The 13,720-nt window shown below is 62.4% G+C and carries 12 protein-coding genes and 1 other RNA gene; 3 read left to right on the top strand and 10 right to left on the bottom strand.

The features are described from left to right. Positions 1 to 130: 130 nt before the first annotated feature. The 7 genes from LB564_RS07415 to LB564_RS07385 all read right to left on the bottom strand — a co-directional run bounded on the left by LB564_RS07415 (position 131) and on the right by LB564_RS07385 (position 9,872). On the bottom strand, positions 131 to 1,072 hold the full coding sequence (locus LB564_RS07415; RefSeq protein ID WP_224536224.1) for a 2-hydroxyacid dehydrogenase: 942 nt from the start codon (positions 1,070 to 1,072) through the stop codon (positions 131 to 133). A 30-nt stretch (positions 1,073 to 1,102) separates the two neighbouring features. Further along, positions 1,103 to 2,734 carry an ABC transporter ATP-binding protein gene (locus LB564_RS07410; RefSeq protein WP_224536222.1) on the bottom strand — a complete coding sequence of 544 codons (1,632 nt, stop codon included), beginning with the start codon at positions 2,732 to 2,734 and terminating at the stop codon, positions 1,103 to 1,105. After that, positions 2,731 to 3,876 carry an ABC transporter permease gene (locus LB564_RS07405; protein ID WP_224536220.1) on the bottom strand — a complete coding sequence of 382 codons (1,146 nt, stop codon included), beginning with the start codon at positions 3,874 to 3,876 and terminating at the stop codon, positions 2,731 to 2,733. The genes LB564_RS07410 and LB564_RS07405 overlap by 4 nt, the downstream gene beginning before the upstream one ends. Beyond that, positions 3,876 to 4,970 (bottom strand): microcin C ABC transporter permease YejB, encoded by a 1,095-nt coding sequence (locus LB564_RS07400; protein ID WP_224536218.1) that lies wholly within the window; start codon positions 4,968 to 4,970, stop codon positions 3,876 to 3,878. The genes LB564_RS07405 and LB564_RS07400 overlap by 1 nt, the downstream gene beginning before the upstream one ends. A 279-nt stretch (positions 4,971 to 5,249) precedes the next feature. Beyond that, entirely contained in the window at positions 5,250 to 7,118 is a 1,869-nt protein-coding gene (locus tag LB564_RS07395; RefSeq protein ID WP_224536216.1) for an extracellular solute-binding protein, read from the bottom strand. Positions 7,119 to 7,132: 14 nt separating this feature from the next. After that, positions 7,133 to 9,010 (bottom strand): extracellular solute-binding protein, encoded by a 1,878-nt coding sequence (locus LB564_RS07390; RefSeq protein ID WP_224536214.1) that lies wholly within the window; start codon positions 9,008 to 9,010, stop codon positions 7,133 to 7,135. Between the two features lie 169 nt (positions 9,011 to 9,179). Further along, complete coding sequence (locus LB564_RS07385) at positions 9,180 to 9,872, bottom strand: c-type cytochrome (RefSeq protein WP_224536213.1); 693 nt, start codon at positions 9,870 to 9,872, stop codon at positions 9,180 to 9,182. Positions 9,873 to 10,066: 194 nt separating this feature from the next. Here LB564_RS07385 and LB564_RS07380 point away from each other — a divergent pair, with 194 nt between their 5' ends. Both LB564_RS07380 and LB564_RS07375 read left to right on the top strand, forming a co-directional pair. Beyond that, complete coding sequence (locus tag LB564_RS07380) at positions 10,067 to 10,795, top strand: 3-deoxy-manno-octulosonate cytidylyltransferase (protein ID WP_224536211.1); 729 nt, start codon at positions 10,067 to 10,069, stop codon at positions 10,793 to 10,795. Between the two features lie 9 nt (positions 10,796 to 10,804). Further along, the gene (locus LB564_RS07375; protein WP_140706325.1) at positions 10,805 to 11,668 is read left to right on the top strand and encodes a prephenate dehydratase; all 864 of its coding nucleotides are present in this window, start codon (positions 10,805 to 10,807) and stop codon (positions 11,666 to 11,668) included. Between the two features lies 1 nt (position 11,669). Here LB564_RS07375 and LB564_RS07370 read toward each other — a convergent pair whose 3' ends face one another. From LB564_RS07370 to LB564_RS07360, 3 genes are all read right to left on the bottom strand, one after another. Then, the gene (locus tag LB564_RS07370; protein ID WP_224536209.1) at positions 11,670 to 11,969 is read right to left on the bottom strand and encodes a Dabb family protein; all 300 of its coding nucleotides are present in this window, start codon (positions 11,967 to 11,969) and stop codon (positions 11,670 to 11,672) included. Between the two features lie 31 nt (positions 11,970 to 12,000). Further along, on the bottom strand, positions 12,001 to 12,942 hold the full coding sequence (gene nudC / locus LB564_RS07365; protein ID WP_224536208.1) for an NAD(+) diphosphatase: 942 nt from the start codon (positions 12,940 to 12,942) through the stop codon (positions 12,001 to 12,003). 67 nt (positions 12,943 to 13,009) lie between these two features. Continuing rightward, positions 13,010 to 13,429 (bottom strand): HIT domain-containing protein, encoded by a 420-nt coding sequence (locus tag LB564_RS07360; RefSeq protein ID WP_027052531.1) that lies wholly within the window; start codon positions 13,427 to 13,429, stop codon positions 13,010 to 13,012. A gap of 144 nt (positions 13,430 to 13,573) precedes the next feature. Here LB564_RS07360 and ffs point away from each other — a divergent pair. After that, positions 13,574 to 13,670: signal recognition particle sRNA small type (gene ffs / locus LB564_RS07355), an RNA gene on the top strand. Positions 13,671 to 13,720 lie beyond the last annotated feature (50 nt).

Below are 13,720 nucleotides of genomic sequence, written 5' to 3'. Positions count from 1 at the left end.
CCGGCTTGAGCAATTCCAGGAAAAGTGCGTAGCGGTTTTCCCGGCAGAAGCGCGTAGCGCTTCCCTTGGGAATTACGTAAAAACCAAAAAGTTAGAGCGGGTCAGAGATTCTATCAAACTCTGAACCGCTCTAGTACCCCGCCTTGCGGTCCACCAGATTGTCGAGTTTCTCACCGCGCTCGAAAGCGTCCATCTGGCGCAGCATGGTCGGCGCCAGATGCACCGGATCGGAGGTCGCCGCGGCATGCGGCGTCACGAATACTTTCGCATGCCCCCACAGCGGGCTGGTCTTCGGCAGCGGCTCGACCTCGAACACGTCGAGGCTCGCCTCCTTCAGTGTCCCGTCGTCCAATGCGCGCAAAATGTCGGCGTCCTTCTGGAGGCGCCCACGCCCGGCATTGATCAGCACCGAGCCGCCAAGGCCGTTGCGCTTGCGCAACTCCTTCAGCACGCCGTAGTTGATGATGCCTTGCGTGTCGGGTGTCAGCGGCAAGAGCACGACCAGAATGTCGGTGGCATTGAGAAACGGGATCAGGCCCGCTTCGCCCGAATAGGTCGCCACGCCCTTCATCGGCCGCTCGCCGCGCGACCAGCCATTGACGGCGAAGCCGAGCGACAGAAGCACGGAGGCCGCGGCCCGGCCGAGACTGCCGAGACCCATGATGCCGACGGAAATGTCGCCGGCTGGCCGCTGCAGCGGCTCGTGCCAGGTCTTCTTCAACTGCTGCGACCGGTAAAGCAGGCCCTGGCGATGATGGTCGAGCACCCGCCAGACGACATACTCCGTCATGTACTGGGTGAGGTTGTCGGCGACGACCTTGACGATCGGCACGTCGGGCAGGCCGGGGTCGGCGAAGATATGGTCGACGCCGGCGCCGATCGAGAAGATGGCGCGCAGATTGGGCAGCGACGACATCAAATTGGGCTTGTGCTTCCACACCACCGCGTAGGTGATCGAGGGATCCTTGGCGCCGTCCGGCTCCAGCACCACCTCGCGCTCGGCCGACAAGAGGTCGCGCCAGCGTTGCGGATGAAAGCCGGTGACGGCAAGCAGGATACGGCCTTTTTCCATCGCGGTTCGTTCAGTCCTTCCTTGTGCGGATCACTCGCTGACCACGCCTGTCGGTGCCGACTCGATCTTGAAGGCGGCCGAGATCAGGGCCCGAGTATAGTCGGTTTGCGGATTTTCAAAAATCTGCTGGGAAGGGCCGGCTTCGACGATCTGGCCGTTGCGCATGACGATGACGTCGTTGGCCAGCGCCCGGATGACCTTGAGGTCATGACTGATGAAGAGATAGGCGAGGTCGTGCTTGGCCTGCAAATTGCGCAGGAGATCGACGACCTGCGCCTGCACACTCATGTCGAGCGCCGATGTCGGCTCGTCCAGCATGACGAAGCGTGGGTTGAGCACCATGGCGCGTGCGATGGCGACACGCTGGCGCTGGCCGCCGGAAAACTCGTGCGGATAGCGGTTGCGGGTCGCCGGGTCGAGGCCGACTTCCTTCAGCACGGCGACGACCTTGTCGTCGCGCTCGTCCGGCGACAGCCTTGGCTCGTGAATCCTGAGGCCTTCCTCGATGATCTCGGCGATCGACATGCGCGGGCTGAGCGAACCGAACGGATCCTGGAAGACGATCTGCAATTCGCGTCTGAGCGGCCGCATGGCGTTGAAGGAAAGCTGGTTGATGTCGCGACCATTGAACTGGATGGCCCCGGTCGACGAGATCATGCGCGCCAACGCCAGGCCGAGCGTCGTCTTGCCGGAGCCGGATTCGCCGACCACGCCGAGCGTCTGGCCGGCGCGCACCGTGACATCGATGCCGTCGACCGCTTTCACATGATCGACCGTGCGCCGGAAGAAGCCCTGCTTGATCGGGAACCAGACCTTGATGTCGTTGCCGGTCATGACCGGCCTGGCATCGGCATTGGCGGCCGGCGGCTTGCCTTTCGGCTCGGCGGCGAGAAGATGGCGCGTATAGGGGTGCTGCGGGTTGGCGAAAATGTCCTTGGTCGGCCCGGTCTCGACGATCTTGCCCTTGGTCATGACGCAGACCCGGTCGGCGATCTTGCGCACGATGCCGAGGTCATGGGTGATGAACAGCATCGACATGCCCTTGCGGCTTTTCAGGCCCGCGAGCAGTTCGAGGATCTGCGCCTGGACGGTGACGTCGAGCGCCGTCGTCGGCTCGTCGGCGATCAGCAGCTCCGGCTCGTTGGCGAGCGCCATGGCGATCATGACACGCTGGCGCTGGCCGCCCGAGAGCTGATGCGGATAGGCGTCGAGCCGCTTTTGCGGATCGCGAATGCCGACTTCGTTGAGCAGAGCCAGCGTGCGCGCCTTGGCCGGACGGTCGCCCATACCCTGATGCAGCTTCAGGATTTCGACGATCTGATGCTCGATCGTGTGCAACGGATTGAGCGAGGTCATCGGCTCCTGGAAGATCATGGTGATCTTGTTGCCGCGCACCTGGCGCAATTGCTTCTCGCTCATGGCGAGCAGGTCGGCGCCCTGGAACAGGATCTTGCCCGACGGATGGCTGGCGCTGGGGTAGGGCAGCAGCTTCAGCACCGACAGCGCCGAGACCGATTTGCCGGAACCGGATTCACCGACCAGCGCCACCGTCTCGCCCTTGGCGATGTCGAACGAGATGTGGTCGACGGCAACGGACTGGCCGGCGCCCTGGTTGAAGGCGACGCTGAGGTCCTGCACGCTGAGCAAGGGGACTTCGCTCATTTGAACGTCTTGCGCGGATCGAAGGCGTCGCGCGTCGCCTCGCCGACGAAGACCAGCAGCGACAGCATCAGCGAGATGACGACGAAGCCCGATATGCCGAGCCATGGCGCGTTGAGGTTGCGCTGCGCCTGCTTGAGCAATTCGCCGAGCGAGGCCGAACCCGGCGGTAGGCCGAAGCCGAGATAATCGAGCGAGGTCAGGGTCGAGATCGAGCCCGAGAGCAGGAAGGGCAGGAAGGTCAATGTTGCCACCATGGCATTGGGCAACAGGTGCCGGAACATGATGGTGCGGTTGGGCACGCCGAGTGCGCGGGCCGCGTTGACATATTCGAAGTTGCGGGCGCGCAGGAACTCGGCCCGCACCACGCCGACCAGCGCCACCCAGGAAAACAACAGCATCAGGCCAAGCAGGATGAAAAAGCCAGGCGGCAGGATGGCGGCGACGATAAGCAGCAGATAGAGCACGGGAATGGCCGACCAGATCTCGATGAAACGCTGGAACAGCAGGTCTGTCCAACCGCCGAAATAGCCCTGCAAGGCACCAGCGGCGACGCCGATCAGCGCCGAGCCGATGGTCAGGATCAGGCCGAACAGCACCGAAATGCGGAAACCGTAGATGACGCGCGCCAGCACGTCGCGCGCCTGGTCGTCGGTGCCGAGCCAGTTCCAATTGCCGACATTGCAGGCCGGGTCATCGGCTCCCTGCGGATACTGGTTGCAGCGCGTCTTGGCGTCATATTCCCACGACGGCTTGGCCGGTGCCGCTTCGGGAATGGCATTGTTGACGGTCTGGTAGGAGTAGCGGATCGGCGGCCAGATCATCCAGCCATGGGCGTTGATCTCGTCCTGGATCACCGGGTCCCGGTAATCGGTGACGGCATAGAAGCCGCCGAATTTTTCCTCGGGGTAGGCGACCAGCACGGGGAAAAGGATCTCACCCTTGTAGGAAGCTATGATCGGCTTATCGTTGGCGATGAATTCGGCAAACAGCGACAGCACGAACAGGACGAGGAAAATCCACAGCGACCAGTAGCCGCGCCGGTTGGCCTTGAAGTTCTGCAGGCGGCGCTTGTTGAGCGGCGACAGGAACGGCCGCGGGATCCGCACCGGCACCGCCCCGGCGGTAACGCTTGCCTCCGACATCAGATGTCTCTCCGCTCGAAATCGATGCGCGGATCGACCCAGGTGTAGATGAGGTCGGACAACAGCCCGACGAACAGGCCGAGAAGCGAGAAGATGTAGAGGTTGGCGAACACCACCGGGTAATCGCGCTCGACCACCGACCGGAAGCCGAGCAGGCCGAGGCCATCGAGCGAAAAGATGTTCTCGATCAGCAGCGATCCGGTGAAGAAGGCCGAGATGAAGGCGCCCGGGAAGCCGGCGATGACGATCAGCATGGCATTGCGGAAGACATGGCCATAGAGCACCTGCCGTTCCGACAGGCCCTTGGCGCGCGCCGTCACCACATACTGCTTGCGGATTTCCTCCAGGAAGGAGTTCTTGGTCAAAAGCGTGGTCGTGGCGAAGGCCGACAGCACCAGCGCCGTCAGCGGCAACGTCATATGCCAGAAATAATCGGCGATCTTGGCCGGCCACGACAACTGGTCCCAATTGTCCGAGACGATGCCGCGCAACGGGAACCAATCCCAGAAAGAGCCGCCGGCGAACAGCACCATCAGCATGATGCCGAAGAGGAAGCCCGGAATGGCATAGCCGACGATGACGACGCCGCTGGTCCAGATGTCGAAGGGGGTCCCGTCCTTCACCGCCTTGCGGATGCCGAGCGGGATCGAGATCAGATAGGACAACAGCGTGATCCAGAGTCCGATCGAAATCGAAACGGGCATTTTCTCGAGGATCAGGTCGAGCACCGAGATGTCGCGGAAATAGCTGTTGCCGAAATCGAAGCGGGCATAGTTCCACAGCATCATGCCGAAGCGCTCGAGCGGCGGCTTGTCGAAACCGAACTGCTTCTCCAGCTTCTTGATGAATTCCGGATCGAGCCCCTGGGCGCCGCGATATTTAGAACCGACGTCGCCGGCGGCATCGAAATTGGAACCACCCGCATCGCCGCCGCCACCCCCGAGGCGGTCGCTGCCGCCCTGGTTGGTCAGCTTGGCGATGACCTGCTCGACCGGACCGCCGGGCGCGAACTGGATGACGGCGAAGGATATCGCCATGATGCCGAACAGGGTCGGGATCATCAAAAGGATACGGCGCAGTATATAGGCGCCCATCAGATGGTATCCTCCTTAGGGAGAGCCACCGTGTCTGGTGGCACCCCCAAGGCAGTCGCTTCAGGCCAATTGTCGACGCCGCCGCCGCCCCTCATTGTCCTGCCGGACATTTCTCCCCGTATAGGGACGGGGAGAAAGGGGCTGGCCATAGTCTCGGCGCTCTTATCCCGACGCTTGTAGTTGGCGAAATCACTGATTAGAGCACCCCTCTCCCCGTCCCTATACGGGGAGAGGATGCCGGCAGGCAGGTGAGGGGCAGCGCCAACGCCCGCAAGAAATTCAGCCTTTGCCAATTTTTGCCGCCTTGCCCTTATCGAACCACCATAGCGCCTCGACCGGAAAGCCGAAATCGGGCTTTTGCTCAGGAAAGCCGAACATGTCCCAATAGGCGCTTCGGTGATTCGCCAGGAACCAACTTGGAATCCAATCGCACCGCGCGCGCAAGACCCGGTCGAGTGCCCGCATGGCGACAGTCAGGTTTTCACGGTCCTTTGCCGCGCCCACGGCGTTGATCAGCGCGTCGATGGCGGGATCGGAGATACCCGGCAAGTTACGGGAACCGGAGACGCCGGCGGTGCTCGAATGGAAGAAGACTTCCAGGTCGTCGCGCGTCGGCGTCGCGCTGAACGAGAAAGCGGCCGACAGCAGATCGAAATCGAACGTCGCCTGTCTTGCCTGGTATTGCGCCGAATCGACCAGCCGGATCGTGGCGTCGAGACCGATAGCCTTCATGTTGGCGACCCATGGCGAATAGACCTGAACGAAGGTATCGTCGTCGACCATGAACTCGGCCGAAAGCCTGCCGCCCTTGTCATTGACAACGAAGTCACCCGACCGTTTCCAGCCTGCTGCGGCCAGAAGCTTTGCCGCCTGGCCAAGCAGCTTGCGGTCGCGGCCGGAGCCATCGGACGCGGGCAGAGTGACAGCCGTGCCGAAGACTTCAGCCGGGAGCTGAGCGCGCAGCGGCTCCAACAAAGCCAGTTCTTGCGGCGAAGGCAGCCCGTCTGCGCGAAAATCCGATTTCTCGAAGCAGGATTGCGAGCGCTCGTAGGAACCGTAGAAGAAGTTGCGTCGCGTCCATTCGAAATCGAAGCACAGCGCAATCGCCTGCCGCACCCTGGGATCGCGAAACTGCTCGCGCCGCTGGTTGACGGCCGTGGCCTGCATGGACGGCCGCTTCTCGGCGGGGAATTCGTGCTTGATCACCTTGCCGGCGGCCAAGGCCGGAAAGTCATAGGCTGTCGCCCAGACTCGTGAGGTAAATTCCTCGCGGTAGGTGATCTCGCCTTTCTTGAAAGCCTCGAAGGCGGCCGTACGGTTTTGGTAGAACTCGATGCGAATAATATCGAAATTGTTCTGGCCGCGATTGACCGGGAGGTCGCGGCCCCAATAGTCGGCGACGCGGTCGTACTCGATCGATGTCCCGGCCGAGAAGCGCCCAACCCTGTACGCGCCGGACCCGAGAGGCGGGTTCAATTGCGAACTGTCGAAGGGATTGGCTGTGTAGAAGGCCTTCGACAGGATCGGGAACTGGACGACATTCAGCACGGTGCGGTCGGATTGTTTGCCGGAGAAAATGAGCCGCAAGGTGTGCACGTCGACGACGACCGCGTCGACAAGGAACTTCAGTGCCACCGAGAGTTTCGGATGGCCCTGGTCCCTGAACAGCTTGAAGGTGAAGGCCGCATCCTCGGCCGTCAGCGGTGTGCTATCATGGAAGCGGGCTTCGGGCCGAAGTGCAAACTCGAAACTGTTGCGGTCGTCCGAAATGGTCACGCTTTCGGCAAGCTGGCCGTAGACGGCGTCCGGCTCATCCAGCGCCGCCACCATCAACGCGTCGAAACACATCTCCATGCGAGGTGGCGCATCGCCCTTCAAGGTGAAGGCATTCAGCGTGTTGAAGGTCTCCGTGCTCTGGTTGTAATCCCAATTCGGCGGAGCGAAGTTGAAGATGCCTCCGGTCGGTGCATTGACGTCGACGTAGTCGAAATGCATGAAGTCCGGCCTGTATTTGAGGTCGCCAAAGGCCGAGAGACCGTGCAGTTTGGTGCCGGCCGGGTTGGCGGCGAAAGCCCTGCCTGGCAGCAAGGCGGCGGCAGCGGCAGCTGCGCCAAGAGCGAGAAAGTCGCGGCGGGGCAGGGCCGTCATCGATTGCCGCCCCATCAATTACCGCCCTTGTACTTGGCCGCCAGGGCCTTTTCCTTGTCGAGATCGATCCACCAGGAATCGATGTCGGCGCCGACATAGGCAGGCTGCTTGTCGGGGAACTTGAACTTGTTCCAATAGGCCAACCAGACGGCCGAGCGGTAATATTGCGGCACGACGTAGAAGTTCCACAGCAGGATGCGGTCGAGTGCGTGTGTGGCCGCGACCAGATCATCGCGATCGGTGGCGAAAATGATGCGATCGACCAGTGCGTCGACGATTGGATCCTTGATGCCCATCAGGTTGCGCGAACCGGGCACGTCGGCGGCCTTCGAACTCCAGAAATCGCGCTGCTCATTGCCAGGCGACTCCGACTGGCCGAACAGACCCGTCACGACATCGAAATCGAAATTGTTGACGCGGTTGGTGTACTGCGTCTGATCGATGATGCGCAGGGTGGCGTCGACGCCGATCTTGCGCAGGTTGGCAACATAGGGACTGGCGATCACCTGGTCGGTCTCGTTCCAGCCGAGGATCTCGAACTTGAACGGCGCGCCTGTCTTGGCGTTGACCATCTTGCCGCCTTTGATGACCCATCCGGCCTTGGCGAACAGGTCGACGGCCTGCTTCAGATATTTTCGCTCCGCTTGCGGCGAGTCGTAGACGGGTAGCTTGAATTCCTGTGTGAACAGTTCCGGCGGCAGCTTGTCGCGGTATTTTTCTAGGATTTCCAGTTCCTTGCCTTGCGGCAATCCGCTGGACGCCAGTTCGGTACCCTGGAAATAGCTCGATGTGCGGGTGTTGAAGCCGAAGAACAGGGTGCGATTCATGCTTTCGAAATCGAACGGGATGGTCAGTGCCTGGCGGACCAGCCGGTCCTGGAACAGCGGCCGCCTCTGGTTGAGCACAAAGCCCTGCATCGGCTGTGGCGATTTGGTCTGGAAGTCCTTCTTGATGACGTCGCCGGCCTGGACGGCCGGGAAATTATAGGCTGTCGCCCATTTGCGAGAGCTGTATTCGCGGTTGACGTCTTCCAGTCCGCCCTTGGTGAAGGCAAGCCAAGCGGCATTGTCGTCGAGAATGTAGGTGTATCGGCGCGTGTCGAAATTCTCGCGACCGATCTTCACCGGCAGCTTGGCCGCCCAATAATCGGGCACGCGCTGCCATACGATTTCCGATCCCGGTTTGAAGCTGGCAATCTTGTAGGCGGCCGAGCCGAGCGGAATTTCCAGCGTCGGCCTGGTGACGTCGCGCTTCTTGCCGTTGGCGTCCGTGCCTTCCCACCAATGTTTCGGCAGCACGGCAAGATCGCCAAGGATCTTCGGCAGTTCCCGGTTGCCCTTCTGGTTGAAATGGAATTCGACCTCGCGGTCGGAGATCGCCACCGCATCGGTGACGTTCTCGAAATAGCGGCTGTATTGCGGGCTGTTCGCCTTCAGCACCTGGAACGACCAGATCACGTCGTCCACGGTGATCGGCTGGCCGTCATGCCATTTGGCGCGCGGGTCGAGCCGGTAAGTCGCCGAGGAATAATCGGCCGGGTATTTGTAGGCGTCGGCGATCAGAGGATGGCTGACGCTGCCCTCATCGGTCGCTTGCTCCATCAGCGTGTCGTAGAGCAGGCCGCCGCCGAAGCCGACCAGGCCCGCCGCTGGTGATCCCTGGACGACATAGGGATTGAAGCTGTCATAGGTGCCGAGCAGCACCGAATTGAAGGTGCCACCTTTGGGCGCATTCGGATTGACGTAGTCGTAATGTTGGAAATTGTCGCCGTATTTGGATTCGCCGATCAGCGATGAGGTGGTTCGCCATTCGTCGGCTTGGCTCGCCTGCAATCCCGCCGCCAGCAGGGCCGCCGCCAGCAACGATTTAAGAAGCGCTCGGCCAACCGTCATGCACTATCCTCTTCGCGATGCGCGCCAGAACATCCTGAAGGGCGATCCTAGATGATTTGGCGCTCATGAAAACCGCAATGCGCCGGCTTTGTCGCCGCATCAGGCATTTTCCCAACAAAAAAGCCGGACTGAACCCGGCTTTTTCAAGATCGTCGAGATAACAGTCTGGTTATTGGGCAGGGGCCGGTGCGGGAGCTGGCGCTGCCGGGGCGGCTGGCGCCGCGGGCTTGGCAGGTGCTGCGCCGTCGGCCGGTTTCGCGGGAGCCGCCCCATCCGCCGGCTTGGCGGGCGCGGAGGCATCCGCGGCGGCACCCGGTGCCGGCAGCGGCTTCGGATTGTCCGATAGCGTGCGCAGATAGGCGATGACGTTGGCGCGGTCCTCGTCCTTGGGCAGGCCGGCAAAGCCCATGGCCGTGCCCTTCACGAATTTCTTGGGCGAAGTGATGAAGTGGTTGATGTTGTCGTAGGTCCACTTCTCGGTGCCGCCCTTGGAGAATTCCTTCATGCCGGCCGAGTAGGCGAAGCCTTCATGTTCGGCGACGGGGCGATCGACGAGATCCCACAGATCCGGGCCGACCTTGTTGGGGCCGCCCTTTTCGCCGGAATGGCAGGCCTGGCACTTCTTGAAGACAGCAGCACCGGCCTCGACATTGGCGGTCGCCAAGAGCTCGGCGATCGGCTTGGCTGCGGCGGCCGGCGCGGCAGCGTCGCCTTCGGCGGGCTCCGCGGCCTCGATGGCGAAGCCGGGCTTTTCCGGCGCCGGCGAGGCAAACAGCGCGTCCGACACAATGCCGACCGAGAAGACGACGAAAACGGTTCCGAGCAATCCGGCGAGCAGTTTGTTGACTTCGTTGGAATCCATACGCCCCTTGCTCCCTTTTCCGGCGGACCGAACCGTCCACTCCGTCCGTCGGTATCGAGACCCGCCCTCCAGAGCCGGTCAAATCGGGCGGAAACTAGGTCTTTTGCTCCAGCGTTGCAACACCTATAAGGGCGCTTCCAGTGAGACCTTTTGCCACTTTTCCTTGTCCTCTTTTCGAACGCCTCGGCAGACCGATGTCCACCTTGATCCTGATACCGGCCCGCATGGCCTCGACCCGCCTGCCGGGCAAGCCGCTGGCCGATATCGCCGGCGCGCCGATGATCGTCCATGTGGCGCGCCGCGCCGCCGAAGCCGGGTTGGGCCGGGTGGTGGTGGCGACCGACACGCAAAGCGTTGCAGAAGCAGTGCGCGTGCACGGTTTCGACGCCATCATGACGCGTATCGACCATGAATCCGGTTCCGACCGCATCCACGAGGCGCTGTTGACACTCGACCCCCGGGGCGAGGTCGAAATGATCGTCAATGTGCAGGGCGACCTGCCGACCATCGATCCAGCCATCATCGCCGCCTCGCTCAGGCCGTTCGAGGACATCTCGGTGGATATCGCCACGCTCGGCGTCGAGATCGTGCGCGAGGCGGAAAAGACCAATCCTAACGTCGTCAAGATCGTCGGCTCGCCGCTGTCGGCCACGAGGCTGCGGGCACTGTATTTCAGCCGCGCCACCGCTCCTTGGGGCGAGGGGCCGCTCTACCATCATGTCGGCCTCTACGCCTATCGGCGCGCGGCGCTCGAGCGTTTCGTGGCGCTCAAGCCGTCGCCGCTGGAGCGCCGCGAACGGCTGGAGCAGTTGCGGGCGCTGGAAGCCGGCATGCGCATCGACGCCGAGATCGTCCAGTCGCTGCCGCTCGGCGTCGACACGCCTGAAGACCTGGACCGGGCCAGGCAAATCCTTTCAAACTGAGATATCAGCATGCCTGAAAAGACCAACAGAATATCCTTCCAGGGCGAGCCCGGCGCCAATTCCGACACAGCCAGCCGCAACGTTTACCCGTCGATGGAGCCGTTGCCGTGCCCGACCTTCGAAGACGCGTTCAATGCCGTCGAGACCGGCAAGGCCGATCTTGCCATGATCCCGATCGAGAACACCATCGCCGGGCGCGTCGCCGACATTCACCATCTCCTGCCCGAATCGAAACTGCACATCGTCGGCGAATATTTCCTGCCGATCCATTTCCAGCTGATGGTGCTGCCGGGCGTCAAGCGCGACGAGATCAAGACCGTGCACACCCACATCCACGCGCTTGGCCAGTGCCGCAAATACATCCGCAAGAACGGCTGGAAGGGAGTAGTCGCGGGGGACACGGCGGGCGCCGCCAAAATGGTCTCCGAGGTTAAGGACCGCACCATGGCGGCATTGTCGCCGGCGTTGGCAGCAGCGCTCTACGGGCTCGACATCATCGAGGAGAATGTCGAGGACACCGACAGCAACGTCACCCGCTTCGTCGTCCTGACCAAGAGCAAGCAATGGGCCGAGCGGCCGTCACCCGACGTCAAGATGATGACGACTTTCATCTTTCGCGTCCGCAACGTGCCGGCCGCGCTCTACAAGGCGATGGGCGGCTTCGCCACCAACGGCATCAACATGACCAAGCTCGAGAGCTACCAGCTCGGCGCCTTCACGGCGACGCTGTTTTACGCCGATATCGAGGGCCATCCCGACGATCCGCTGGTCAAGCTGGCGCTGGACGAACTGCGGTTCTTCTCGCGCGAGGTACGGATTCTCGGCGTCTATCCGGCCAGCGAGTCGCGCGAGCAGTGGAAGGTTGCGGACTGAGCTACCAGCCCAGCGGCACGTAATCGATCTCGAGAAATTTCGCGACCTCCGGCACCCAGCGGTCGCGCACGAAGGCGACATGATCGGGATGGTCGTTGTACCTGGTGTAGGCGGCCTGGTCGGCGAACTCCATCGAGAAGCCGAACTGATAGTCGTTCTTGGGGCTGATCTGCCGCAATTGCTCGAAATGCGTGACGCCCCGGATCGCGGTGAGAATCTTCCTGGCATCGACGAGGAACCGCTTTTCCTCAAGCGAGTGCGGCGGATGCTTCAGCGTGAAGACGACGGTGTGACGGATCATTTGCCTCTCCTGCAATATCTTTCGGTGTTCGCTATTCGCTGTCGACCCAGGCGCGGATGAGATGGTGCGCGATGGCGCCTTTCGGCGGCGTGACCAGGGTGTCGGGGTGCGTCCGGTCCAGCATCAGGCGCACCTCGTCGCGCAAGAACCAGCGGCAATCCTCCAATTCGGTGAGATCGGCCTGGATGTCCTCGTTGAGCGGTTCGCCGAAGCATCCGATCATCAGCGAATAGGGGAAGGGCCAGGGCTGGCTCGCATGGTAGACGACCCGGCCGAGCCGGATGCCGGCCTCTTCCAGCGTTTCGCGGCGCACCGCCGCCTCGATCGTCTCGCCCGGCTCGATGAAGCCGGCAAGTGCCGAATACATGCCGGGAGCGAAGTGCCGGCCACGCCCCAGCAGGCATTTCTCCCGCGTCGCCGTCAGCATGATCGCCACCGGGTCGGTGCGTGGAAAATGCTCGGTGCCGCAATTCGGGCAATGGCGTTTGTAGCCGCCGGCCCGCATCTGTGACTCGCTGCCGCATTTGCTGCAGAAGCGGTGGCTGGCGTGCCAGGCGAGCAGGGCCGCGCCCTGCGCCATCGCGCCGGCAGCGGCCTCGTCGATCAGCCCTTGCATGTAGACCGAGCGGTAGTCGATCGCCTTGACGGTTTCGGGCAGCCGTTCGGCATCGATGCCGGCCAGCACCGCCAGCACCGGCCTCTGTTCGGAAAAGCCGAGCAGCACGCCCTGGTCGAAGGAAGGCTCGAAAGGCTGGCTCTCGGCGACGCGGTACCAGGGGTCGAAACCGCCATCCGCGAGCTTCAGGTAGAGCCGCCCGCCATTCATCAAAAGCAGTCGCGTCGTCGGATCGGCCAGCGCCTTGTCGACCGAATCGTCGGCGCGGTTCTCGGATTGCCGGTCGATCGTGTTGCCGGCAAAGCCGACGAACTGGCTCGGCTCGCGCAGGGGCGCGTCAAACAGGCGGAAGCTCATATGGACTCTGGTGCTTTGGGATGGACATGCTTGGGATGGACGTGTTTTTGAATGAACACAGGGAGGCTTATAGCGCTGCCCTTATCGTTTCGGCAAACCGGCGCAGGTCGGAACGCTGATAGGGCTCGCGCAGGCCATGCCCCCATACCGGGCCGGGCCAGCCGGGATCGCCCTCGGACCGCGCGATGATATGGATATGCAGCTGGCGCACGATGTTGCCGAGCGCGCCGGTGTTGATCTTGGTGCAGCCGCTCACTTTCTTCAGCGCCTGCGCCACCATATTGGTCTCGAAGGTGAGCATCGCCTGGTCGAGCGGCGTCATGTCGTGAATTTCCTCCGCGCCCGGCCGCTGCGGCACCAGGAGCAGCCATGGCCAGCGGCGGTCGTTCATCACCCGCAATTCGCAGAGCCCCAGCCACATCAACTGCTCGCTGTCAGCCTCCAGCCGGGCATCCAGCGTGAATCCGGCCTTCAGGCCCGGCAGCATCGGCGTTTCCCCTGCTTTTCTTGGTTTCCTCAAACCATGGACGCTAGAGCGGCTGCACCGGGGCTGCAAGCGAATCTCTTGGGTTTCGCTGCCGATTTGCCTGCGCACTTGCATTTCGTCGCGCAATTGCCGATATGGACAGCGGGAGGTTGGTGGTGGACGATCCACTCGCCAACCGGGTCAGGTCCGGAAGGAAGCAGCCCTAACGAGCCCGGAACGGGTCATTGTTCCAGCCTCCCACCTCATCGGCCCTCCTCGCGACATTGACGACGCATTGCAGCGCGGGCGAGA

The organism is Mesorhizobium sp. ES1-6, assembly GCF_020164775.1.
Lineage (GTDB): Bacteria > Pseudomonadota > Alphaproteobacteria > Rhizobiales > Rhizobiaceae > Mesorhizobium.
Note: the sequence above shows the minus strand (reverse complement) of the source record. Positions and strands in the feature narration are given on the sequence as shown.

Excerpts from the sequence above, each read along its gene's own strand:
- LB564_RS07415 (WP_224536224.1), bottom strand. The coding sequence starts at position 1,072 with ATGGAAAAAGGCCGTATCCTGCTTGCCGTCACCGGCTTTCATCCGCAA.
- LB564_RS07410 (WP_224536222.1), bottom strand. The coding sequence starts at position 2,734 with ATGAGCGAAGTCCCCTTGCTCAGCGTGCAGGACCTCAGCGTCGCCTTC.
- LB564_RS07405 (WP_224536220.1), bottom strand. The coding sequence starts at position 3,876 with ATGTCGGAGGCAAGCGTTACCGCCGGGGCGGTGCCGGTGCGGATCCCG.
- LB564_RS07400 (WP_224536218.1), bottom strand. The coding sequence starts at position 4,970 with ATGGGCGCCTATATACTGCGCCGTATCCTTTTGATGATCCCGACCCTG.
- LB564_RS07395 (WP_224536216.1), bottom strand. The coding sequence starts at position 7,118 with ATGACGGCCCTGCCCCGCCGCGACTTTCTCGCTCTTGGCGCAGCTGCC.
- LB564_RS07390 (WP_224536214.1), bottom strand. The coding sequence starts at position 9,010 with ATGACGGTTGGCCGAGCGCTTCTTAAATCGTTGCTGGCGGCGGCCCTG.
- LB564_RS07385 (WP_224536213.1), bottom strand. The coding sequence starts at position 9,872 with ATGGATTCCAACGAAGTCAACAAACTGCTCGCCGGATTGCTCGGAACC.
- LB564_RS07380 (WP_224536211.1), top strand. The coding sequence starts at position 10,067 with ATGTCCACCTTGATCCTGATACCGGCCCGCATGGCCTCGACCCGCCTG.
- LB564_RS07375 (WP_140706325.1), top strand. The coding sequence starts at position 10,805 with ATGCCTGAAAAGACCAACAGAATATCCTTCCAGGGCGAGCCCGGCGCC.
- LB564_RS07370 (WP_224536209.1), bottom strand. The coding sequence starts at position 11,969 with ATGATCCGTCACACCGTCGTCTTCACGCTGAAGCATCCGCCGCACTCG.
- nudC (WP_224536208.1), bottom strand. The coding sequence starts at position 12,942 with ATGAGCTTCCGCCTGTTTGACGCGCCCCTGCGCGAGCCGAGCCAGTTC.
- LB564_RS07360 (WP_027052531.1), bottom strand. The coding sequence starts at position 13,429 with ATGCTGCCGGGCCTGAAGGCCGGATTCACGCTGGATGCCCGGCTGGAG.